The organism is Pseudomonas maumuensis (genome assembly GCF_019139675.1).
In the GTDB taxonomy this organism is placed as follows: domain Bacteria; phylum Pseudomonadota; class Gammaproteobacteria; order Pseudomonadales; family Pseudomonadaceae; genus Aquipseudomonas; species Aquipseudomonas maumuensis.
The window spans coordinates 3,760,509-3,782,537 of the sequence record NZ_CP077077.1 but is presented as its reverse complement, the minus strand read 5'-3'; the positions used below and the strand labels follow the sequence as shown (position 1 = coordinate 3,782,537).

Annotated in this window: 22 protein-coding genes and 1 pseudogene; 5 read left to right on the top strand and 18 right to left on the bottom strand. The window is 64.1% G+C overall.

The genetic code is table 11. The annotated features are described in order from the left end of the window. Positions 1-9 precede the first annotated feature (9 nt). On the bottom strand, positions 10-1,569 hold the full coding sequence (gene glgA / locus KSS90_RS16865) for a glycogen synthase GlgA (protein ID WP_217866494.1): 1,560 nt from the start codon (positions 1,567-1,569) through the stop codon (positions 10-12). Between the two features lie 490 nt (positions 1,570-2,059). Next, positions 2,060-2,227 (bottom strand): DUF6026 family protein, encoded by a 168-nt coding sequence (locus KSS90_RS16860; protein WP_220036851.1) that lies wholly within the window; start codon positions 2,225-2,227, stop codon positions 2,060-2,062. 161 nt (positions 2,228-2,388) lie between these two features. On the opposite strand from KSS90_RS16860, the gene gnd reads away from it, so the two are divergent. Both gnd and zwf read left to right on the top strand, forming a co-directional pair. Next, positions 2,389-3,408, top strand: coding sequence for a phosphogluconate dehydrogenase (NAD(+)-dependent, decarboxylating) (gene gnd, locus KSS90_RS16855; protein WP_256591471.1), 1,020 nt, complete (start codon positions 2,389-2,391; stop codon positions 3,406-3,408). Continuing rightward, positions 3,409-4,902, top strand: a complete 1,494-nt coding sequence (gene zwf / locus KSS90_RS16850) for a glucose-6-phosphate dehydrogenase (protein ID WP_217866493.1) — start codon at positions 3,409-3,411, stop codon at positions 4,900-4,902. It abuts the gene before it with no gap. A gap of 46 nt (positions 4,903-4,948) precedes the next feature. On the opposite strand, the gene KSS90_RS16845 is transcribed toward zwf, so the two are convergent. Continuing rightward, positions 4,949-5,998 carry a 3-oxoacyl-[acyl-carrier-protein] synthase III C-terminal domain-containing protein gene (locus tag KSS90_RS16845; protein WP_217866492.1) on the bottom strand — a complete coding sequence of 350 codons (1,050 nt, stop codon included), beginning with the start codon at positions 5,996-5,998 and terminating at the stop codon, positions 4,949-4,951. Positions 5,999-6,241: 243 nt separating this feature from the next. Between KSS90_RS16845 and KSS90_RS16840 the strand changes: the two genes are divergently transcribed. Beyond that, positions 6,242-8,038 (top strand): glycoside hydrolase family 15 protein, encoded by a 1,797-nt coding sequence (locus KSS90_RS16840; protein WP_217866491.1) that lies wholly within the window; start codon positions 6,242-6,244, stop codon positions 8,036-8,038. A gap of 61 nt (positions 8,039-8,099) precedes the next feature. On the opposite strand, the pseudogene KSS90_RS16835 reads toward KSS90_RS16840, so the two are convergent. The 4 genes and pseudogenes from KSS90_RS16835 to KSS90_RS16820 all read right to left on the bottom strand — a co-directional run. After that, positions 8,100-8,594, bottom strand: a pseudogene (locus tag KSS90_RS16835) (restriction endonuclease); the annotation flags it as partial. A gap of 20 nt (positions 8,595-8,614) precedes the next feature. Then, entirely contained in the window at positions 8,615-9,748 is a 1,134-nt protein-coding gene (locus KSS90_RS16830; RefSeq protein ID WP_217866490.1) for a hypothetical protein, read from the bottom strand. Between the two features lie 2 nt (positions 9,749-9,750). Then, entirely contained in the window at positions 9,751-10,131 is a 381-nt protein-coding gene (locus KSS90_RS16825) for a hypothetical protein (protein WP_217866489.1), read from the bottom strand. Next, positions 10,118-10,426: a hypothetical protein gene (locus KSS90_RS16820; protein ID WP_217866488.1), complete on the bottom strand. Its 309-nt coding sequence runs from the start codon at positions 10,424-10,426 to the stop codon at positions 10,118-10,120. Before KSS90_RS16820 ends, KSS90_RS16825 begins: the two co-directional genes overlap by 14 nt. A gap of 88 nt (positions 10,427-10,514) precedes the next feature. On the opposite strand from KSS90_RS16820, the gene KSS90_RS16815 reads away from it, so the two are divergent. Then, complete coding sequence (locus KSS90_RS16815; protein WP_217866487.1) at positions 10,515-10,724, top strand: DUF1737 domain-containing protein; 210 nt, start codon at positions 10,515-10,517, stop codon at positions 10,722-10,724. 4 nt (positions 10,725-10,728) lie between these two features. Continuing rightward, positions 10,729-11,202: a GNAT family N-acetyltransferase gene (locus KSS90_RS16810; RefSeq protein ID WP_217866486.1), complete on the top strand. Its 474-nt coding sequence runs from the start codon at positions 10,729-10,731 to the stop codon at positions 11,200-11,202. Positions 11,203-11,206: 4 nt separating this feature from the next. Here KSS90_RS16810 and KSS90_RS16805 read toward each other — a convergent pair whose 3' ends face one another. From KSS90_RS16805 to KSS90_RS16755, 11 genes are all read right to left on the bottom strand, one after another. Beyond that, the gene (locus KSS90_RS16805) at positions 11,207-11,701 is read right to left on the bottom strand and encodes a DUF3916 domain-containing protein (protein WP_217866485.1); all 495 of its coding nucleotides are present in this window, start codon (positions 11,699-11,701) and stop codon (positions 11,207-11,209) included. A gap of 163 nt (positions 11,702-11,864) precedes the next feature. Then, complete coding sequence (gene glpT, locus KSS90_RS16800; protein ID WP_217866484.1) at positions 11,865-13,217, bottom strand: glycerol-3-phosphate transporter; 1,353 nt, start codon at positions 13,215-13,217, stop codon at positions 11,865-11,867. A 176-nt stretch (positions 13,218-13,393) separates the two neighbouring features. After that, the gene (locus KSS90_RS16795) at positions 13,394-14,680 is read right to left on the bottom strand and encodes a PQQ-dependent sugar dehydrogenase (RefSeq protein WP_217866483.1); all 1,287 of its coding nucleotides are present in this window, start codon (positions 14,678-14,680) and stop codon (positions 13,394-13,396) included. Further along, positions 14,677-15,099: a DUF2231 domain-containing protein gene (locus KSS90_RS16790; protein ID WP_217866482.1), complete on the bottom strand. Its 423-nt coding sequence runs from the start codon at positions 15,097-15,099 to the stop codon at positions 14,677-14,679. The genes KSS90_RS16795 and KSS90_RS16790 overlap by 4 nt, the downstream gene beginning before the upstream one ends. A gap of 138 nt (positions 15,100-15,237) precedes the next feature. Beyond that, complete coding sequence (locus KSS90_RS16785; protein ID WP_217866481.1) at positions 15,238-15,543, bottom strand: NIPSNAP family protein; 306 nt, start codon at positions 15,541-15,543, stop codon at positions 15,238-15,240. A gap of 59 nt (positions 15,544-15,602) precedes the next feature. Further along, on the bottom strand, positions 15,603-16,157 hold the full coding sequence (locus KSS90_RS16780; protein WP_217866480.1) for a lipocalin family protein: 555 nt from the start codon (positions 16,155-16,157) through the stop codon (positions 15,603-15,605). 63 nt (positions 16,158-16,220) lie between these two features. Next, complete coding sequence (locus KSS90_RS16775; protein ID WP_217866479.1) at positions 16,221-16,802, bottom strand: hypothetical protein; 582 nt, start codon at positions 16,800-16,802, stop codon at positions 16,221-16,223. An 83-nt stretch (positions 16,803-16,885) separates the two neighbouring features. After that, positions 16,886-17,899: an XdhC family protein gene (locus tag KSS90_RS16770; RefSeq protein ID WP_217866478.1), complete on the bottom strand. Its 1,014-nt coding sequence runs from the start codon at positions 17,897-17,899 to the stop codon at positions 16,886-16,888. Between the two features lie 56 nt (positions 17,900-17,955). Next, on the bottom strand, positions 17,956-19,290 hold the full coding sequence (locus KSS90_RS16765; protein ID WP_217866477.1) for a c-type cytochrome: 1,335 nt from the start codon (positions 19,288-19,290) through the stop codon (positions 17,956-17,958). 17 nt (positions 19,291-19,307) lie between these two features. Next, positions 19,308-21,554, bottom strand: a complete 2,247-nt coding sequence (locus tag KSS90_RS16760; RefSeq protein WP_217866476.1) for a xanthine dehydrogenase family protein molybdopterin-binding subunit — start codon at positions 21,552-21,554, stop codon at positions 19,308-19,310. Further along, the gene (locus KSS90_RS16755; RefSeq protein ID WP_023631311.1) at positions 21,554-22,009 is read right to left on the bottom strand and encodes a (2Fe-2S)-binding protein; all 456 of its coding nucleotides are present in this window, start codon (positions 22,007-22,009) and stop codon (positions 21,554-21,556) included. Before KSS90_RS16755 ends, KSS90_RS16760 begins: the two co-directional genes overlap by 1 nt. Positions 22,010-22,029 lie beyond the last annotated feature (20 nt).

The window sequence follows — 22,029 nt, the reverse complement described above, 5'->3', positions numbered from 1 at the left end:
GCTCTCCGCTCAGTAATGGGCGTGCTGCGTCTGCTTCACCAGGTCTTCGTACAGGCGCGCGTAGGGTTCCACCGCCTGGCACCAGTTGAACGGCTGGGTCATCGACAGGCAGCGCATGGCATTGAGCAGGTGCTTCTTGCCGTACACATAGAAAGCGCGGCCCAGGGCTTCGCGGTAGCTGTCTACGGTGGAGTCGTCGAACAGGAAACCGGTCACGCCGTTCTCGATGGTGTCGGCCAGCCCGCCGGTGTTGCGCGCCACCGGCAGCGAGCCGAAGCGCTGGGCGTACATCTGGCTCAGGCCGCAGGGCTCGTAGCGCGACGGCATCAGCAGGAAGTCGCTGCCTGCGAACATGCGCCGGGCGTCGGTCTCGTTGAAGCCGATGCGCACGCCGATGCGGCCAGGGTGACGCAGGGCCAGTTCGCGCATGGCCTGCTCTTCCTCGGGTTCGCCACGGCCGATGATGGCGATCTGGCCGCCTTGTTCGACGATGTAGTCGGCCACGCCCAGGGTCAGGTCCAGGCCTTTCTGGTAGACCAGCCGCGAGACCACGGCGAACAGCGGCCCGTCGCTCGCTTGCAGGCCGAACAGCGCGCGCACCTGGTCGGCATTGCGTGCCTTGCCGTCCCAGTCGTTGATGCTGAAATTGTGGTCCAGGTGCTGGTCGGTGGCCGAGTCCCAGCTTTCGTCGATACCGTTGGGGATGCCACCGAGCAGCCCTTGCTGGGCCTTGCTGGCGAGGAAACCGTCCAGGCCGCAGCCGAACTCGGGGGTGGTGATTTCCCGGGCGTAGGTGGCGCTGACCGTGGTGATGTGGCTGGCGTAGGCCAGCCCCGCCTTGAGGAACGACAGCTTGCCGTAGAACTCCATGCCTTCCTGCTGCATGGCATGGTCGGGGATCGCCAGTTCCGGGCTGCAGCCGCGGCTGTACACGCCCTGGTAGGCCAGGTTGTGGATGGTGAACAGGGTCGGGGTGCTCAGGCCGCGCCAGTGCATGTAGGCCGGGGCCAGCCCGGCCGGCCAGTCGTGGGCATGCACCAGGTCGGGGCGCCAGTGGGCCATGCCTTCGCCGGCGGCAATTTCTGCGGCGGCCAGGCCCAGGCGAGCGAAGCGGATATGATTGTCGGGCCAGTCGCGACCGTTGTTGGCGCCGTAGGGCGTGCCGTCGCGCTGGTACAGCTCGGGGCAGATCAGCACGTAGATCACCAGGCCGTCGGCCAGGTCCATGCGGCCGATCTTGCACGGCGGCAGCGCGGCGTGGCCGCCCAGCTCACCGACGATGTGAATGGGGTTGTCGCTCTCGACCACCTGGCGGTAGCCGGGGATCAGCACGCGTACATCGTGCAGGTGCGCCAGGGCACGGGGCAGGGCAGCGGACACGTCGCCCAGACCGCCGGTCTTGACCAGGTCGGCAATCTCCGAGGTGACGAACAGGATCTTGCGCTTGTTCGGGTTGTGCTGGCGCTGCGCGCCGGGTGCCTTGACTGTCGGGGCGAGGGACGCAGGCAGCGGCTCGCGGTTATCCGGGTTGAATGACTCTACGTGAGGTTCGACAGCGGCACTGATCATACTTCTCTCCGTCCCTTGTTCTGTTTGCTTGGCGTTGGCTCGTGGTTCTGCTCTCTGATCGTTGTTGCATCTTCGTAGTGCGTTCCTTGCCCCAGATTCGTGCGCGCAGGCACGGCACGCTCGGCATTCCCGCCGAAAGACGTATGGACTGGTTGGGGTGTGCGGGCCTGGCGTGAGGCAGTCCTTTTGCGTCGGCCCTACTTAAGTCCTGACCTGCCCGTGTTTTGGAAAGTTCGACTTTTTTACGTCACTTTTTCCGAGCAAAACGCGGGCCGAATCTGGAGTGTAGGAGACGAAGCGGCATGAAAGTGACCCGTTGGTCATTTTTGTCGCGACGGTTTACCCGCGCAAACGTTGGCGAGTTGTTGCAAAATATGAGGCTAGCCAGCGTAGGCGCAGCGGATTGGCGACAGACGCGGCACAACGCAATCAGGAAGGGAAGCTGTGACGAGGTGGGAGCCTGGCAGCTCCCACGCAGAGGGGCGGTGAATCAGAGGCCGGCGGCCTTGCCTTGCACACGGGCCTGTTCGAGCAGCAGGTTCAGCTGGGCGACCTGCTGGCGCAGGTGATCGCGCTCATCCTTCAACTGGCGCAGCTCGTCGCGGCGCACGGTGACATAGAGGGTCTGGGTGGGAGTGGCAGGCATCAGGGTTCCCATGGGCACACCTCGCATGGCTGGTGACATTTTGAAGCGTAGACGCTTCACGCGGCGCGCATTCTGAATTCTTTGCAGGCCCTTGGGAACTTTTTTGTTTATCGTTGTCGCCCCGTTCGTCGGTGAACCCTACGCCAGAACGCTGGACTAATCTGAAATCTTCAATTGTTGTAAAGCAAAACCAACGGGAGCGTCGGCACATGCAACTGGGAATCATCGGGCTTGGCCGCATGGGCGGCAATATCGCAAGGCGCCTGATGCGCGCAGGTCACAGCACTGTGGTCCACGATCGCAACCGCGAAGCCATCACCACCCTGGAAGGCGAGGGGGCCGTCGGCGCCCACGACCTCGGGGCGCTGGTGCAGAAACTCAAGGCGCCGCGCGCGGTGTGGGTCATGCTGCCCGCCGGCGAAATCACCGAGCAGACCATCGCGCAACTGGCCGACCTGCTCGAGCCGGGCGACGCCATCATCGATGGTGGCAACACCTTCTACAAGGACGATGTGCGCCGCGCCGCCGAGCTGGGCAAGCGTGGCCTGCACTACCTCGACGTCGGCACCTCCGGCGGCGTGTGGGGCCTGGACCGTGGCTACTGCATGATGATCGGCGGCGAGAAGGCGGTGTTCGAGCGCCTGGAACCGTTGTTCAAGGCCCTTGCCCCAGGCGTCGGCGACATTCCGCGCACCCAGGGCCGCAGCGGCGAGCACGAGCGCGCCGAGCATGGCTACATCCACGCCGGCCCGCCCGGCGCCGGTCACTACGTGAAGATGGTGCACAACGGCATCGAGTACGGCCTGATGCAGGCCTACGCCGAAGGCTTCGACCTGCTGCGCAGCAAGGGTGGCCCGGAGTTGCCGGAAGAGCAGCGCTTCGACCTCAATGTGGCCGAGATCGCCGAAGTATGGCGGCGTGGCAGCGTGGTCACTTCCTGGCTGCTGGACCTGACCGCCGACGCGCTGGTCGCCGACCCGCAACTGACCGAATTCAGCGGCTCGGTGTCCGACAGCGGCGAAGGGCGCTGGACCATCGACGCCGCCGTCGAACAGGCCGTGCCGGTGCCGGTGCTGTCCAGCGCGCTGTTCGCCCGTTTCCGCTCGCGCCAGCAGCAGGGCACCTACGGTGACAAGATCCTCTCCGCCATGCGCCTGGGCTTCGGCGGCCACGTCGAGAAAAAGAAGGACTAAATGACTAAACCGACCATCCCCGCGGCGCCGCCATGCACCTTGTTCCTGTTCGGCGCCAACGGCGACCTGGTCAAGCGCCTGCTGATGCCGGCGCTGTACAACCTCAGCCGTGACGGCCTGCTCGACCGCAACCTGCGTATCGTCGGGGTCGACCACAACGCCGCCACGGCTGCCGAGTTCGCCGAGCGCCTGCATGCCTTCATGGCCGAGCGCGAAGTCGGCAAGTGCCTGGACGAGAAACTGTGGGCACGCCTGGCCAAGCGCCTGGACTACCAGACTGGCGATTTCCTCGATCCCCAGACCTACCAGGCCCTGGCGCGGCGTATCGACAAGACCAGCCACGGCAATGCCATCTTCTACCTGGCCACCTCGCCACGCTTCTTCCCCGAGGTGGCCCAGCGCCTGGGCGACGCCGGCCTGCTCGACGAGTCGGGCGGCGGCTTTCGTCGGGTGGTGGTGGAGAAACCCTTCGGCACTGACCTGGCCAGCGCCGAGGCGCTCAACGCCCGCCTGCTCAAGGTGATGAACGAGCGGCAGATCTATCGCATCGACCATTACCTGGGCAAGGAAACCGTGCAGAACATCCTGGTCAGCCGTTTCTCCAACGGCCTGTTCGAATCGTTCTGGAACAATCATTACATCGACCACGTGCAGATCACCGCCGCCGAAACCGTCGGCGTCGAGACGCGCGGGGCGTTCTACGACAACACCGGCGCCCTGCGCGACATGGTGCCCAACCACCTGTTCCAGCTGCTGGCGATGGTCGCCATGGAGCCGCCGGCGGCCTTCGGCGCCGATGCGGTGCGCGGTGAAAAGGCCAAGGTGATCGGCGCCATTCGCCCCTGGTCGCAGAAGATGGCCCTGCGCAATTCCGTGCGTGGCCAGTACAGCGCCGGCAAGCAGGGCCGCAAGAAGCTGCCCGGCTACCGCGAGGAGGCCAATGTCGCCCCGCACAGCCAGACCGAGACCTATGTCGCCCTCAAGGTGATGATCGACAACTGGCGCTGGGCGGGGGTGCCGTTCTACCTGCGCACCGGCAAGCGCATGAGCGTGCGCGACACCGAGATCGCCATCTGCTTCAAGCCGGCGCCCTACGCGCAGTTCCGCGAAAGCGAACTGGAGCGGCCCAAGCCCAACTACCTGAAGATCCAGATCCAGCCCAACGAAGGCATGTGGTTCGACCTGCAGGCCAAGCGCCCGGGGCCGGAGCTGGTGATGGAGAACGTCGAGCTGGGTTTCGCCTACAAGGACTTCTTCAAGATGACCCCGGCGACCGGCTACGAGACGTTGATCTACGACTGCCTTACCGGTGACCAGACCTTGTTCCAGCGCGCCGACAATATCGAGAACGGTTGGCGTGCCGTGCAGCCGTTCCTCGATGCCTGGGCGGCCGAGGGTGGCGAGGTGCATGAGTATGCGGCGGGAGAGGATGGCCCCGAGGCCGGCGACGAGCTGCTGGCGCGGGACAAGCGCGAGTGGCATACGCTGGGGTGAGCTTGCGGCGACCTACCGCCGTTGGCGGTAGGTGCGCAGGTGTGCCCTACAAGGTGAACGACAGGGCCGAGAACACCATCCCGCCACTGCCCGCCCAGCCCATGCAGAACTGACCGTGCTCGGCTTCGCCCCGGCTCATCGCATCAAAGATGCCGAAGGGAATCGACGCGGTAATGATGTTGCCGGTCTTGTGCCCGACGTGATGCAACTTGTGATCGACGCCGATCATCTGGCCAATATGTTCCCACATCTTCGGCGAGCCGGTATGGATGAACACTTTATGCACGTCGTCCGCTGTGAGTTTTTGCAGGTTGAAGACTTTTATCGCTTCGTTGCGACCATCTTCGTGCAGGGCGGCGGCATAGGAGTTGAATTGATACTGGCCACCGGTGGGTTCGATCTTGGCGATATCCGCCTCGTTGCAGAACAGTTTCCAGTCCGGCAACGAGATCGTCGACAAGTCACTCAGGTCGGGTCGGTTGATGTACGAGAACTTGAAGTTGTCCTTTGCCTCGTTACTGAGGATGGTGACAACGGCGGCTTCACCGATGGTAAAGCTCGGGAACTTGTAGGCCAGTTCGGCCGGCGACTGCAGCGAGAAGTTCTTGGGCATCACCGGGCCGCCCGCCGACATGCCGAACTCCATGTTGACGATGGCGGCGTAGCGGATTTCACCCGCTTGCATCTTGCTGTTGATGACGTCCATGGCCGTCACCCAGCCGTTGCAGGCGTCGACCACGTCGAAGTTGCGGCAGTTCAGGCCCAGTGCCTTGGCGATGAAGGTACTGTTGGCCGGCTCGATGAAGCCACGGGTGACGTTGGGGTAGATCAGCAGGTCGAGGTCGGCCTTGCTGATGTTGGCCTGGGCCAGCGCCGCGTCGAACGCCGCTTCCATCAATTGCATCGGCGTCTCGTCAGCCGCCAGCCAATGGCGGGTGTCGCTGCCGCTTTTTTCCAGCAACTTGCCGATGGTCTTCAGGGTTTTCGGCAAGTCTTCCTGGAAGGTGTTGCGGGAGTGTTCTTCCACCAGGTTGATAACGTCCTGGTTGCTGACGCAGCGTGAGGGCAGTATTCCGGATAAACCGACAATCTTCATATAACGTCCTTGTTGAAAGTAGTGAATCAGCGCAATGGTTGCGCACGGGCAGAAGCTTATTCATCCTGATAAGCAACCACTGGCCCGGTATTTCTAACACAGCGCATTAGTGAATCAGTGCCGTGGATCAATGTTCCTGCGCATCGATTCAAGCACCTCGATAAGCTGCGCCGGGTGCATCTCAACGGAACCGGCAATCGCGCTTCGGCATCCAAACTCACGCCCACCGCCTGAGGATTCGAGATGCCTGCCCTGATCGAAGACTACGCCCTCATCGGCAACTGCCGCAGCGCCGCCCTGATCAACCGCGACGGCGCCCTCGACTGGCTGTGCCTGCCACGCTTCGACGCCCCCGCGGTGTTCGCCGCGTTGCTGGGCAACGAGGAAAACGGCCGTTGGCGCATCGCCCCCAGCGACCCGGTCGAGCACAGCGCGCGCCGCTACCTCGACGACACCCTGATACTGGAAACCACCTGGACCACTGCCAGCGGCCGCGCCCGCGTGCTCGACTGCATGCCCCTCGGCGAGGCCAACGCAGTGCTGCGCATTGTCGAGGGCCTGGCTGGCGAGACGGCGTTCGAGATGGACCTGGTGCTGCGCTTCGACTATGGCCGCAGCGTGCCCTGGGTGGAGAAGCTCGACCCGCTGACCCTGAGCGCGGTTGCCGGCCCCGATCGCCTGATCCTGCGCAGCAGTACCGAGACCCATGGCCGAGACCATCACAGCGTTGCCCGGTTTCGCGTGCGCGCCGGTGAGCGCCAGGTGTTCAGTCTCTGCCACCAGCCCTCGCACCTGCCTGTGCAGCCCGGTTGCGATGTCGACCACGACCTCGAGCAGACCATCGACCAATGGCAGGCCTTCGCCGCCCGCTGCCCCGACGTCGGCCCATACACCGAGCGGGTACGCCGTTCGCTGCTGACCCTCAAGGCCATGACCTACGCGCCCACCGGGGGCATGGTCGCCGCCGTCACCACCTCGCTGCCCGAGCGCGTCGGTGGCGAGCGCAACTGGGACTACCGCTATTGCTGGTTGCGCGACGCCACCATGACCTTGCTGGCGCTGATGAACCTTGGCTATTTCGACGAGGCCCAGGCCTGGCGCGAGTGGCTGCTGCGCTCGGTGGCGGGCAACCCCGAGCAGATGCAGATCATGTATGGGCTGGCGGGCGAGCGCGACCTGCCGGAGTTCAGCCTGCCCTGGCTGCCCGGTTACGAGCATTCGCAGCCAGTGCGGGTCGGCAATGCCGCGTCCGAGCAGTTGCAGCTGGATATCTACGGCGAACTGGCCGACGCCATGACCCAGGCCATCAAGGGCGGGCTGCCGCGTCATCCGCGCAGCGCCGCCATCGCCCGCTCGATCCTGCCGTACCTCGAAAGCATCTGGCGTGAGCCGGACGAGGGGCTGTGGGAGGTGCGCGGCGGTCGCCAGCACTTCGTGCATTCCAAGGTGATGGCCTGGGTTGCCTTCGATCGATCGGCGAGCCTGGCCGACACCACCGAGGAAGGGCGTGAACGGGGGCGACATTACCGCCAGGTGGCGGACCAAATCCGTGACGAGGTCTGCCGCCGAGGGCTGGATGCCGACGGTCGTCACTTCGTCCAGGCCTACGGTTCGACCGAGCTGGACGCGAGCCTGCTGCAGATCGCCCTGACCGGCTTTCTGCCGGCCGACGATCCACGTTTCCTGCGCACTCTCGAACAGATCGAAACCCGCCTGCTGCGCAACGGCCTGCTGCTGCGCTACGACAGCGACAGTTGCAGCGACGGCCTGACGCCAGGGGAGGGAACGTTCCTGGTGTGTTCGTTCTGGTTGGCGGATGTCTACGTGCTGCTAGGTCGGCAGGAGGAGGCGCAGGCGCTTTATGAGCGGCTCACGGCCTTGTGCAATGACGTGGGATTGCTCGCCGAGCAGTACGACCCGGTGGGCAAACGGATGCTGGGGAATTTTCCGCAGGCGTTCAGCCATATCGGCATCATCAATACGGCGTTGAACCTGCACCGGGCGCAGTGTCCGGTGCGGGATCGGGCGAAGTGCAGTTGATAGTGAGCAAGTGTGGTTGCCTTCGCCTTGGGTACACGCCAGAGGCAAGGGCGTCTTTCCTTTACTCGTAGTAACCCACGGTGTCCCTTAATTGGTCAGCGAACTCGTAGATGTCGTCCAAAGAACTAATGGGGTGGCGTGTCTCATTCTTATCTTTGTCGAAAATACCGATGTATTTTTGTGAGCGGTTGAAGTGGAGCCGAGTAATCGGTTTTCGGTTGTTGTCGTCAAGCAGGATTCCGAAATAACTTTGCGTGTCTCTGTGGATGACGCGCTTGGCGTCCACCGTGGTGCGAACAATGGCTTTTACAATGTGGAACCCTTCCAACTCATCCATCGTGGTTTGAATGCGATCCTCTGCGCTATCGGAGGGCTCGCTCTGCGTTTCTGTTACGAGCTTCTCCGCCGGGGTTGGGTAAGAAACACCGCTCATGGCTGACTTTAAACGATCATTGATTTGGTCATTCAGAAACTGAGATGCAGCCTTGCGAGTCAGCAGGCCGAATTGCTCCCTTACCTTCTGGGTGATAACACCATCGTAGACGCGTGAGGCGAAACAACCAGTCTCGTACTATTTCAAGGCTGATCATCCGGACTGGCTTCGATATCGCTGATTTCAAGCACTGACTTAGTTGGCTTGAGCCTACCGGTGACGTTGATCGTTACCTCGCTGGCAAAACATTCGACTACATCATCGTACAGGCTGTCACTGAACGCGCATTTGAGTTCGGTTTCGTGGTTGGGACGGCCGCGGAGGATGAAAGTCAGGTTGTCCTTATCCAACTCACGGATCTGACCGCTGGTCTTCATGAGTTGATGTTTTTGCGTCAGGTGCCGGGCTAGCGTTTCACTGATGAACTTGCGGTGGTTGCGGTTCAGACGGATGACTTGACTGTTCTTGATCAGCTGCCCGCGAATTTCGGCAGACTCCACCTGGCCGTGAGTCGGTGGTGTCAGGTCCCTCAGTGCTTCCAGTATGGAAATCTCAGGCTCGTTGCCTGAGCGCTCGACAAGCCAGTTCAACCCCGACTCGAGCACGCGTGCGCTTTGGGCGTAGGCATCTATGGGAGAGGTCTGCAGATCCAGTTGATCGGAGCTGGGGCTGCTGAACGAAACTTCAAAACTGTTATAGGCAAAGCGCGTTGCCGGCAGGTCGTATGATTTCCTGAAGCTTTCTTCCGGCCTGCCTTGGGAGACGCTTTGCGTGACAACTTCGAGGATTTTCTTGAGCGCGCTTGCCGGGCTGTTGACCGCTCGCGCAATCACGCTGGCGGGTACGGCGCCTTCCCTCAGGCCCGGCCCTATGAGGCGATAGGAAAGCAGCGGCATGTGCTCTGGGCAAAGAGTGGCATGGGGTTCTGGCTTGAACTGCAGGGGTACGTCATCCAGGCTTTCCAGGCTCCAGGCCATGGCGGGGGACATGTCGTAGTGCATATCGACCACCCAGAGCCAACTCTGTTTGAGCAGGTCATGAACAGTTTTGTGCCCAGCTTTCAACTGTTGGATCAGCGAGGGGCTGGTAGGGGTAACCAGATAGCGAATCAACTTCTCTTCGCGGTCTTCCGCGCTTTCGTACCAGAAACGCAGGAGGGAATCGCAGCCCACGGTAGTGAATATCTTGGGGCCGTCGAACTCGTAAAGGACCTCCGCGATATGCAGCGCCTCAAAGGGCTGGGGGCTGATGGGGTTAGAGATAATGGGCCACAGCATGCTCAGACCTCCGCCATCGAGAACAGAAGGTTGCGCTCGACGTCCTTGCATGGCCACCAGGTCATATGGAGAGGGTTGCACTTTGCCGGTGTCTGCAGAATTTTTCCGTGGCGTGGGTCGAGCCTGGCGATAGCGATGTACTTCCCAAGTCTTGGGAACAATGATTGTTGATGGCTGCAGCTGGCAAAATCGGGAAACACGGACAAACCATGGCGAATGCAGGCGTTATCACCGGTTGCGTCAATAGCCCGGCCACGCTCCGCTTGCGAGAGGCAATCCTGTTCATGTACGGGGTTGTTGAGTGAAACCATATAGATCATACCGGAGCAGCTCACAGCGGCTGGCAGCGGGCAGTTGTCGGGTAGCCCGTCAGGAAAGGTCATCGGTGCATCCTTGTCGTGTCTGGCATTTTAGGTTCATGGTCGTGGTGCGTCCATGTGGCATGACTTGGCGTTCGATGATGGCTTGCAAGCTGGCAGTGTTTTTACCGAAGTGTTTTTTGCGCACTTGCAGCATCGGACCTGACTGTAGATGCGAATCGATGAGCCAGCAGTTGATCTGAACGTCAGAATGGCTGTGTTTGGTGTAGGCCATTTCTGTATCACTGTTGGCGCCATTGCGCGCAAGTCCGCTCCTCCAGATGGCAAGCAGGATGTTTATACCGTTGGGGAGCTGCATCAGACACGTCGAGGCGAACGGCGCAGCGGCTATGGCATGATGCCCTACCTCGCACGCGATTGGCGCCTGCCTCAAAAGGAGCACTTGAATGCCCTCGTCCCCACCCAACGGCCTGCCGGTCTATCGCCTGATCACCGGTAAGGACGACGCCAGCTTCTGCCAACGCATTTCCGAGATCCTGGCCTTGGGCTATCAGCTTCATGGTTCGCCCAGCGTGACCTTCGACAACAGCAAGGGGCATGTGGTGGCCGCACAAGCGGTATTGTGGCCCGTTCACGGTACCGCCACCCGGAGCTGACATCATGGAAATGGACATCGCTCTGCGCCCGGCCAGGGTCGAGGAGGCGAGTGAGATTGCCGCGCTGGTTGCTGAGGCGTATACCCCCTACATCGCGAGAATAGGCCGTAAGCCAGCCCCCATGCTGGCTGACTACACGCGAGTCGTGCGTGACGACGAGGTGTTCGTGGCCCAGTTGGGTAACGGCATTGCCGGTGTGCTTGTGCTGCGCCGTGACAGGGGCGACCTGCTATTGGAAAACGTTGCCGTGCGCACTGCCTGCAAGGGGCAGGGTGTAGGGCGGCACATGCTCGACTTCGCCGAGGCCCATGCCCGTGCGCTCGGGTGTGCGGCGATCAGGTTGTACACCCACGAGCGTATGACAGAGAACATCGAGATCTACCGTACGCGCGGTTACCACGAGACTCACCGTGCGGTTGAGGATGGTTTCGCTCGGGTGTTCATGTGCAAGTCGCTGGTCGGCCTGCAACAACCATGAGCGTTCAGGCCGGCTCTGCGATGCACCACCAGTGCTGTGTCTCGCCTTCGTCGTCAATGACCGGGTGCCCATGCTCGATGAAACCGTCGGGCACGGCCAATGCGAGGGTGTCGCTCAGGCGCAATGGGGCCAGGGCGTTGTGCTGGCCGAGGAAAGACAGGTAGTAATCACGGTCGTAGAAGACCGTCACTTCGCTCTGGTGCAGCCATGGCCAGACCAGCAGGCAGGCGACACGGTAGTAGCCGTGACTGCGGTCGGCCGCCTCGGCCAGGTGGCGCGCCGCCTCCAGTAGTTGCTGCACGCACAGGGCCTGTACTTCGACACGCGCCTGAGGGCCCTGAACCAGCGAGTCGATCACCGGGATCTTCCAGTTCCAGTAGCGCTGCACACCAGGGCGAGGATGGAATTCGCCCTCGAAGGTTGATGCCCAATACTCCAGGGCCCGCAGATGGCGAGGGATGTTGCGCAGTTTCTTGTTGCTCAGGCTGAGTCGTCGCAAGAGAGGTCCTTCTCGGGGCCATGAAATGGCAGGCGATTATGAGGGATTCCACAGGCTGATCAATTCTTTGCGGCATCAACATCACGCAGCTGTTGCAGACTGCCTGAAAACACAAAGCCCGGGGCGCAACCCCGGGCTTTGTCATTTACATCTGCCTTGCGCGTCAGGCCAGAGCTTCACGCCCGTTGCTGGCGACCTTGGTATGACGCAAGGTCGGAATCAGGAACGCAATCGCCAGCACACACGCACTGACCAGCATCACGAAGCCACCGTCCCAGCCGAAGTGGTCGACGGTGTAGCCCATCGCCGCGCTGGCCGCGACCGAGCCGCCCAGGTAACCGAACAGGCCGGTGAAACCGGCGGCGGTACCGGCGGCTTTCTTCGGCGCCAGTTCCAGCGCCTGCAGGCCGATCAGCATCACTGGACCGTAGATCAGGAAGCCGATGGCGAACAACGCGATCATGTCGATGGTCGGGTTGCCCGGCGGGTTGAGCCAGTACACCAGGGTGGCCACGGTCACCAGGGCCATGAACACGATGCCGGTCAGGCCACGGTTGCCGCGGAAGATCTTGTCGGACATCCAGCCGCACAGCAGGGTGCCGGGGATGCCGGCCCACTCGTAGAAGAAGTAGGCCCACGAGGTGGTGTCGACGCTGAAGTGCTTGGCTTCCTTCAGGTAGGTCGGCGCCCAGTCCAGCACGCCGTAGCGCAGCAGGTAGACGAACACGTTGGCCAGGGCGATGTACCACAGCAGTTTGTTGCACAGCACGTACTGGACGAAGATCTGCTTGGCGCTGAACTCCTGCTCGTGGCTCTCATCGTAGCCTTCGGGGTAGTCGTTCTTGTACTGCTCGACCGGCGGCAGGCCGACCGATTGCGGGGTGTCGCGCATGGTGGCGAAGGCGAACACGGCCACCAGCACGGCAACCGTGGCGGGCACATAGAAGGCCGCGTGCCAGTCGTTGGTCCAGGCCAGGCCCAGCAGGAACAGCGGGCCGATCAGGCCGCCGCCGACGTTATGGGCGACGTTCCATACCGACACCACGCCGCCGCGCTCTTTCTGCGACCACCAATGCACCATGGTCCGCCCGCTTGGCGGCCAGCCCATGCCCTGGGCCCAGCCGTTGATGAACAGCAGCACGAACATGATCGTCACGCTGGACGTGGCCCAATGCGCGAAACCGAAAATGAACATCACCCCGGCCGAGATCAGCAGGCCGAAGGGCAGGAAGTAGCGTGGGTTGGAGCGGTCCGAGACCAGACCCATGAGGAACTTGGACAAACCGTAGGCGATGGCGATGGCGGAGATCGCCAGGCCCAGCTGGCCGCGGGTGTAGCCCTCTTCGTCGATGAGGTAGGGCATGGCCAGGGAGAAGTTCTTGCGCAGCAGGTAGTAGCCGGCATAGCCGAAGAAGATCCCGGCGAAGATTTGCCAGCGCAGGCGGCGATAGGTGCTGTCGACGCGCTCGTCGGGCAGCGGCGCCTGGTGCGCGGCAGGGCGGAAGAAGGCAAACATGTGAAGCTCCCAGCTTGTTATAGGTATGCGAAAACGAATTTTACATTTTCGTTACAGAAAAAATACCGGTTCCGCTGGGAAATACTGTTGTTTTGTGAACCTTGGCCAGGGCTATCCGCAGCCGAGCCCTCTCCCGCGCGACTTGCGCGCAAGAGGGGTTGTTCAGCGTCAGGGGCTTACTGATTGCGTGTAACCCGCCAAACCGTATTGGCCAGGTCGTCGGCGATGATCAGCGCGCCTTTTGGATCGACCGTCACCCCCACCGGGCGCCCACGGGTCTTGCCGTCCTCACCGAGGAAACCGGTGGCGAAATCCACCGGCTCGCCGGCCGGCTTGCCATCGCTGAACGGGACGAAGATCACCTTGTAGCCCACCGGGTTGGGCCGGTTCCAACTGCCATGTTCACCCACGAACACACCATCGGCGAAGGTTTCGCCCATCGCCGGGTTGGAGAAGGCCACGCCCAGCGCCGCCACATGCGAGCCGAGGCTGTAGTCGGGCTTGATCGCGGCTTTCACTTTGTCCGGGTTCTGCGGGCGCACGCGCTCATCGACGTTCTGCCCCCAGTAGCTGTACGGCCAGCCATAGAACGCACCTTCGCGCACCGAGGTCAGGTAGTCCGGGACCAGGTCCGGGCCCAGTTCGTCGCGCTCGTTGACCACTGCCCATAGTTGGCCGTCGCCCGGTTGGATGGCCAACGCGGTCGGGTTGCGCAGGCCGGTGGCATAAGGCCGGTGGGCGCCGCTCACGGCATCGACCTGCCAGACCATCGCGCGGTCGACCTCTGCCTCCATGCCACGCTCGGTGATGTTGCTGTTGGAGCCGATGCCGACGTACAGGTGGCGGCCGTCGGGGCTGATGGCCAGCGACTTGGTCCAGTGGTGGTTGATCTCGGCGGGCAGGTCGGTGACCTTGGTCGGCGGGCCACCGGCCTGGGTCTGGCCGTCCTGGTAAGCGAAGCGCACCAGCGCGTCCTGGTTGGCCACGTACAGCTTGCCGTCGGCATAGGCCAGGCCATAGGGCGCATTGAGGTGTTCGGCGAACACCGTCTGCAGTTCGTAGCGGCCATCGCCGTCGGCGTCGCGCAGCAGGGTAAGGCGGTTGCCGCCCTTGACCTGGGTGTTGCCCTTGGCCTTGATCTGGCTGGCGATCACGTCCTTGGGCTTGAGCTTGGTGGCGTTGCCGCCACGCCCCTCGGCAACGAGGATATCGCCATTGGGCAGCACCAGGGTCTGGCGCGGGATCTTCAGGTCGGTGGCGATGGCGCTGATGCGGTAGCCCTGAGGCACTTGGGGTGTTTGCTCACCCCAGGCGGCCGGCTGGGCGATCTTCATGCTTGGCAGCAGCCCGCGTTCGGGGGCCGGCAATTTCGGGTCCGGGCCATGGGCCTGGGTCTTCTCGCCGTCGCCGCCACAGGCGCTGAGCAGCAGAGCCATGCTCAGGGCGCTCAATACGTGTTTCATGCTTCGCCCTCCGTGCGCAGGCGGGTCAGGCCGGCCCAGGTGGCGATCATGGCCAGCACCGTGACCACCACTGACAGCACCAGGCCTGCGGGCATCACGGCCCAGGCGTCCTTGGCGTGTTCGAAGGCGTTGACCAGGCCCAGTACCCAGGTGGCCAGCAGCAACAGCACGTACAGCAGCGGGCGCCCGGCCTTGCGTGGCGCGCGGATCAGGTTGGCCAGGGCGAACAGCAGCGCCAAGCCGCTGGACAGCAAGGCCCCGGCGATCAGCCAGGCGGCGAAGTTACTCCACTGGATCTGGTAGCTCTGGTAGTAGGCGATGTCGCTGAGCAGGGCGCCGAGAAACAGCGGCACGCTGCCGGCGAGCAGGGTCGCGTGCAGCGGCCCTGGGGTGCAATGGGGGAGGGTGGTGGTGGTCACTGGCTAGGCTCCTTGTCGATCGACGATCCTGGGTCGAGGGTGCTTAGGTGAGGATCGTGATCGAGGCGCAATAGTTCAGTGGAGTTTGCCGTTGGTGTCGCCGGCCCCTGCAAGAATCCGGGGCCGTGCCTGGGAAGGTCAGTCGAGTACGGGCCGCAGGAAGCTGCGTTCATAGCTGAGGATGAAACGCTGCTCGGTGGCCAGGGCGAAGGCGGCGATGCACTCCGGGTCGGTTTCCGAGGCTTTGCGGTACTGCTCGTAGTCCGCCAGGCTGGGGAAGCTGAACAGCGCGTAGGCGACATTGTTGGCGCCTTCGCTGGGGAGGAAGTAGCCATGGTGGCTGCCGCCCATGCGGTTGACCAGGCCGATCCACAGCTTGCCGTAGGCTTCGAAGGCGGGGATCTGGTAGGGGTCGATGATGTACTTGAGGTGGCAGGTGATCATTGCACGCAATCCTTTGGGTGAGCCGGGTGGCTCACCTTACAGGGCGTGGGCGGGGACAGCTAGGGCTTGGCCTGGCGCCAGATCAGTTGCTCGGTGGGGTAACCCTGCTTGCGCGCCAGCGCCAGTAGCTGGTCACGGGTCTGGTCACTGACGGTGGGAGTGCGCGACAGCAGCCACAGGTATTCGCGGTTCGGGTGGCCGACCAGTGCCACGCGGTAGTCGGTATCGTGGTACAGCACCCAGTACTCGCCCTTGGTCAGGTCCGGTGCCAGGCGGCTGAACCAGTTGTCGAAGCGTACCCAGAGCTTGTCGGTGCGGCCGGGCACTTGTGCCTCGGCGATGCCATTGGCCTGGTTCCATTGGCCGTCGTTTTCCAGGCAGCGGTTGGTGACGTCGATGCGCCCGTCCTCGCGCAGGCCGTAACGGGCCTCGGACTGCACGCAGTTGCGCTGGAAGAACATCGGCAGGCGCGCCAGTTCGTACCAGGTGCCCTGGTAGCGCTGGAGTTCGACTTGTTGCGTGGTGGGCGGTGGCTGCTCGTCACGGGCGCTGGTGCAGCCCAAGAGTGCGAGGGTGAGGCAGCAGCAAAACGGCACGGCCAGGCGCATCGCCATGGGAAACCTCCTGAAGGGGGGAAAGGCTCACATGGCTTTCGATGCGCGGGCCGGCCAAAGGTTTTACTGGGCTGGGCGGGAAGTTTCCACGCTCAGTACTTCGGTAAAGATGGCTTCGACGGTCTGGTCGACCTTGAGGTTTTTCATGCGTGCCTGCAGCTCGGGATTCTCGACCTTGACCACCTGCAGTTTGCCTTCGGGCGGCAGCAGGGTGACTTCATGGGTGTTGAGGTCGATCTTCTTGATCTGCGAGGTGACCTTGACCTGGCGGAAAGCCTCGCCACCTGGGTTGGGGTTGGCCGCGGTGGCGCGGATGGTGCCCGATTCCTCGGAGGCCTTGGGCGCGCCGCCGACATTGGTGTTCAGTACATAGGCGATGGCACGGGTGACTTTGATGTCGACCTGATCGCCGACCTTGAGGTTGGGCAGGGCCTTGGCCTGTTCGGTGAGCTGGAAGGTCACGTCCTTGTCGTGGGGCCCTTTGACCGTGACCTGGCGGTTGGGCAGGTCGATCTTGGTCACTTCGGTGGTGATATGGCTTTCCAGCGCCTCGCTGGCGATGGGCAGTTCGGCGGCGTGGGCGGCGAGGCTGGTCGCGCCGATGAGCGAGGTGAAAGCGATGGCGCGGACGAGGGTCGAGTTCATTGGCCTGTCTTCCTTGTGGTCGATACCGATGGGTAGTTCGCGTTGAGCAAGCATAGACAGTAGTTGGCCGGTGTGTGGCCCGCTCACAAGGCTGGCTGCTCCAGGGCCTTCGCGCCGGACACGCTGACTGCCCCGGGCAGCGTCACGGCATTCTTGGCGGCCAGCACTTCGGCCATCACGCTCACCGCGATCTCCGCCGGGGTCTTGCTGCCGATGTAGATGCCGATGGGACCATGCAGGCGTTCGAGGGACTGCTCGGTTTCGCCGAAGTGCTCGATCAAGCGCTCGCGGCGCAGCTGGCTGTTGCGCCGCGAGCCGATGGCGCCGATGTAGAACGCCGGGCTGTGCAGGGCCTCGAGCAGCGCCAGGTCGTCGAGCTTGGGATCATGGCTGACGGCGATGATGCAGGTGCGCAGGTCTGCGTTGAAGGCGCGCACCGCATCGTCCGGCATGCCCTTGAGGTGCTCGACGCCGGCCACCGCCCAGGTGGCCATGTGTTCGGGGCGAGGGTCGCACACCGCCACCCGGAAGCCGTTGAACAAGGCCATGGTCGCCAGGTACTCGGCCAGCGCCCCGGCGCCGATCAGCAGCATGCGGTAGCCGGGGCCGAGGGTGTTGACCATGTGCTGGCCATCGAAGCTGAACTGCTCGGGGGTGGCGGTGGCGGCCAGGCTCACCGCGCCGCTTTGCAGGGCCAGTCGGCGGCGCATTAGCCGGCCCTGGTCGAGGTGCTCCAGCAGTTGTTGCAGCGGCAGCACTGCCGGTTCGAATTCCAGGATCAGTTCCAGGGTGCCGCCACAGGGTAGGCCGAAGCGGTGGGCCTCGTCGGCGCTTACGCCATAGCGGATCACCTCGGGCCTGCCCAGGGGCAGGCCGGGGCCGCCATAGGCGCTGGTGTAGCGATGGATCAGGTCGTCCTCGATGCAGCCGCCGGACACGCTGCCGACCACCCGGCCATCGTTGCGCAGCGCCATCATCGAGCCGACCGGGCGAGGGGAGGAACCCCAGGTGCGGGCGACAGTGGCGAGCAGCACGCGGTGCCCGGCCTGGAGCCAGTCGTGGGTGGTGCGCAGGACCAGCAGGTCGATGCTTTCCATGGTGTCCTCGGTATTTCAGTTGACTGTGATCGGGGCGCTGCGCGGCGATGGCGGTATCAGCGCATATGCAGAATGATCGGGCTACTGCTGGCAGGGTCGGTATGCCCGCGCAGCTCGCCCACCGCCTTGGCCTGCACCGCGCCACCATGATTGCCCCAGGCACTGCGGGTAAAACTCAGCACCTCGGCGATCTCTCGGTCCGACAACTGCTCACGGAACGCCGGCATGCGGTAGGCGTCCGGCACTCCGGCGGCGACGATGCGCTGCGAGCCGTTGAGGGTGATGTTGATCGCCGAGGCATTCTCTGCGGCCAGCATCGAGGTGGCCCCCGCCAGCGGCGGCATCCACTCGGCCTGGCCCTTGCCATCCGCGCCATGGCAGCTGGCGCAACGGGTCGCGTAGGTGTGCGCGCCGGGCGCATCAGGCGCGGCGGCCATCGCCTGGTACTGCCAGGGCGCACCATCACGCCGAGGGTCGCCGGGCAATGCCTTGAGGTAGCGGGCGATCGCGCCCAGGTCGTCGTCGCTCATGAACTGCGTGGAGTTGTTGAAGGCCTCGGTCATCGAGCCGTACACCACTGCATGGCGATTGCGCCCGGTCTTGAGGAACTGCACGATCTCGGCTTCGCTCCAGCGCCCGAGCCCGGTGTTGTGGTCCTGGCGCAGGCTCGGCGCGTACCAGCCATCGAGCAGGGCCCCGGCGAGAAACGGCGCGCCGCTTTCGTCCAGGGCTTTCTCGTTGAAAGCCAGGCCCCGAGGCGTATGGCAACTGCCGCAGTGGCCGGGGCCCTGGACGATGTAGGCGCCACGATTCCACAGCGGATCCTGGTCGGGTTTCTGCGCATAGGCGGTGGTCGGCGCGAAGAGGCCGTTCCACAGGGCGATGGGCCAGCGCAGGTTCAATGGCCAGGGAATGCTGCTGGGAATATTGGCTTCGGCTGCCGGTTGCACGCCCTTCATGAAGAACGCGTAGAGCGCGCGCACATCGTCGTCGCTGAGCTTGGCATAGGACGGGTAGGGCATGGCCGGGTACAGCCGTCGCCCCCCCGGCGCCACGCCCTGGCGCACGGCGCGGTCGAAGTCGGCCAGGCTGTAGGCGCCAATGCCGTGCTCGCGGTCCGCGGTGATGTTGGTGGCATGGATCGCCCCCAGCGGCGTGGCCATTTCCAGGCCTCCGGCAAAGGGCGCCTTGCCCGGCAGGCTGTGGCAGGCCACGCAGTCGCTGAGGCGGGCGACGTATTCACCGCGGCTGACCAGGGCGGCGTCGGCGCTGTCCGAGGCGCCGAAGGGCGAGGCGGGCTCGCGGGTGACGTACCAGGCCAGCAGGCCTGCCGCGACCAGGCACGGCAAGGCCAGCCAGCCTGCGGTTCTTGCCAATCGGCTGTTGTTCATGGGCTGTCCTTGTCGTGTCAGCTGAAGGTATGGCGGCTCAGGGGCATGCTGCGCACGCGCTGGCCGGTGAGCTGCGCCACGGCGTTGGCCACCGCGGGCGCCACCGCCGGCAGCGGCGGTTCACCGATGCCGCCCATCTTCGCCCCGCTCTCGACGATGCGCACATGCACCCGGGCCATGCGCGACGGCGGCAGCACTGGGTACAGGTCGTAGTTGCGCGCCCGTGGCATGCCGTTCAGCCACACCGATTCTTCCAGCAGCACCTGGGACAGGCCCAGGGATACCGCGCCGTTGACCTGGGCCTCGATGATCGCCGGGTTGACGATGCTGCCCGGGTCGATGGCCTGCCAGATGTCATGCACCTTGACCTGGCCGCCCTCCAGCGACACCTCGGCGATCACCGCTGCCTCGGAGCCGAACGGCGAGGCCATGGCCACGCCACGGGCGCGCTTGCTGCCGTCCTCGGCGATGAACGGGCCGCGCTTCCAGCCGCCGGACAGCTCGCCCACCGCCTGCAGCAGGGTGGTCAGGCGTGGGTTGCCCTGTAGCAGGTGCAGGCGCAGTTCATAGGGGTCATGGCCGCCCTTGTCGGCCAACTCGTCGAGGAACGACTCGTAGAAGAAGTCGTTCAGCGAATTGCCCACCGAGCGCCAGTAGCCGAGCATGGCCGGGCCTTTGACATAGATCTGCGCGATGCGCTTGTTGGCGATGGCGTAGGCCTTGCCCGACAACCCTTCGAGGGCGGTGGGGTCGACCGTGTCGCCCTGCTTGCCGGCAATCGCCTCGGTCGGGCCTTCGGTGGCGCTGATCGCCTCGATGGCCACCGGCAGACCTTTCTCGTCCAGCGCGGCGCGGAACTTGACCACGGCCATGGGGCGCATGGCATCGCGCAGGAACTCTTCCTCGCGGCTCCAGATCAGTTTCACCGGTCTGCCGACCGCCTGGGCCAGGGCGATGGCCTGCGGGTAGGGGTTGGCCGAGTCGTACAGGAAGTGCCGACCGAAGAAACCGCCGAGCAGTGGCGAATGCAGGGTGATCCGCGCCGGGTCCAGGCCGGTGCGCTTGGCGATGTCGTCGCGGAACATGTCCTGGGCCTGGTTGGGCAGCCACACTTCCAGCGAGCCGTCGGGGTTGAAACGGGCGGTGGCGGAGGGCGGTTCCAACTGCGCGTGGTTGAGGAACTGGTTGTGGTAGGTGGCCTCGACCTTGGTCTTGGCCGCGGCCAGGGCGCCGGCGACATCGCCGTGGTTTTCCTCGTCGCGGCTCGGCCCGGTCTGGGCGGCCAGGTGTTCGCGCCAGCCGTCGCTGGAAAAATCGGCAGGCATTGGCCGCACCTGGCTGTCGGCGGCCACTTCCTTCCAGTCCACCTGCAGCGCTTCCACCGCACGCTTGGCGTGCCACCAACGTTCGGCGACCACGGCGACCGCGCCGGGCAATTGATGTACCGAATGCACGCCCTTCATGGCCTTGACTTGGTCCTCGTTGCGCAGGCTGCCGACGGTCATGCCCAGGCGCGGCGCATGCTGCACGGCGGCGTGGAGCATACCGTCGACCTTGACGTCGATGCTGTAGACGGCCTTGCCGGTGGACTTGTCGTAGGCGTCGAGGCGCTGCACCGGCTTGCCGATCCAGCGGAACTGGCTGGGGTCGCGCAGCTTGACGCTGGCAGGGTCGGGCACCGGCAGGTCCATGGCCTTGGCGGCCAGTTCGCCGTAGCCCAGCGCGCGGCCCGACGCGGCATGCACCACCTTGCCAGGCTCGGTGCTCAGTTCAGCGACCGGCACCCCCAGCTGTTCGGCACCGGCCTGCAGCAGCATCAATCGGGCCAGGGCGCCGAGGCGGCGCATGGTCGGGTAGCTCATGCGCACCGACATGCTGCCGCCGGTGATGCGCAGGCCGTTCTCCATCACCACGTAGGCCTCGCCCGCTGGCGCGCTTTCGACCACGAAGGTGGCCGGGTCGGCGTCCAGTTCCTCGCCGATGATCTGCGCCATGGCCGTGTTGACGCCTTGCCCGCCCTCCATGAACGGGCTGAGCAGATGCACGCTGCCGTCCGCGCGGATCTCCAGGAAGGCCGGCACCTGGGTGCCGCGCTCGGTAGTTACGGCGGCGGCCTGCACCCGCGCCGAGCCCAGCGGCAGGCCGAAGCCGAGCACCAGGGCGCCGATGGCGCTGCCGGCAAGAAAGCGCCGGCGCGACAGGTTGACCGTTTCGCCGCTGCGCAGCCGTGCCAGGTCGTCAGGAGTGTCGATACGCGCATTCATCAGGCGTTCTCCCCTTGGGCCAGTTCGTGGACGGCGGCATGGATGGCGTTGTAGGTGCCGCAGCGGCACAGGTTGACCATGGCTGCGTCGATCTGTTCGGTGCTGGGCTTGGGGGTGTGCTTGAGTAGCGCGGTGGCCGCCATCACCTGGCCGGACTGGCAGTAGCCGCACTGGGCCACCTGGTGCTCGACCCAGGCGGCGACCACGCGCTTGCCCACGGCGTCGGCTTCGATGGCCTCGATGGTGGTGACTTCACGACCGACCACGCCGGCCACCGGGGTGACGCAGGCGCGCACCACGTTGCCGTCCACCAGCACCGAGCAGGCGCCGCATTGGGCCAGGCCGCAACCGTACTTGGTGCCGGTCAGGCCGAGGTCGTCACGGATCACCCAGAGCAAGGGCGTGTCGGCGTCAGCCTCGACCTGGTAGGTCTGCTGGTTGATTCTTAGTTCCATGGGCTCACCTGCTGATCATC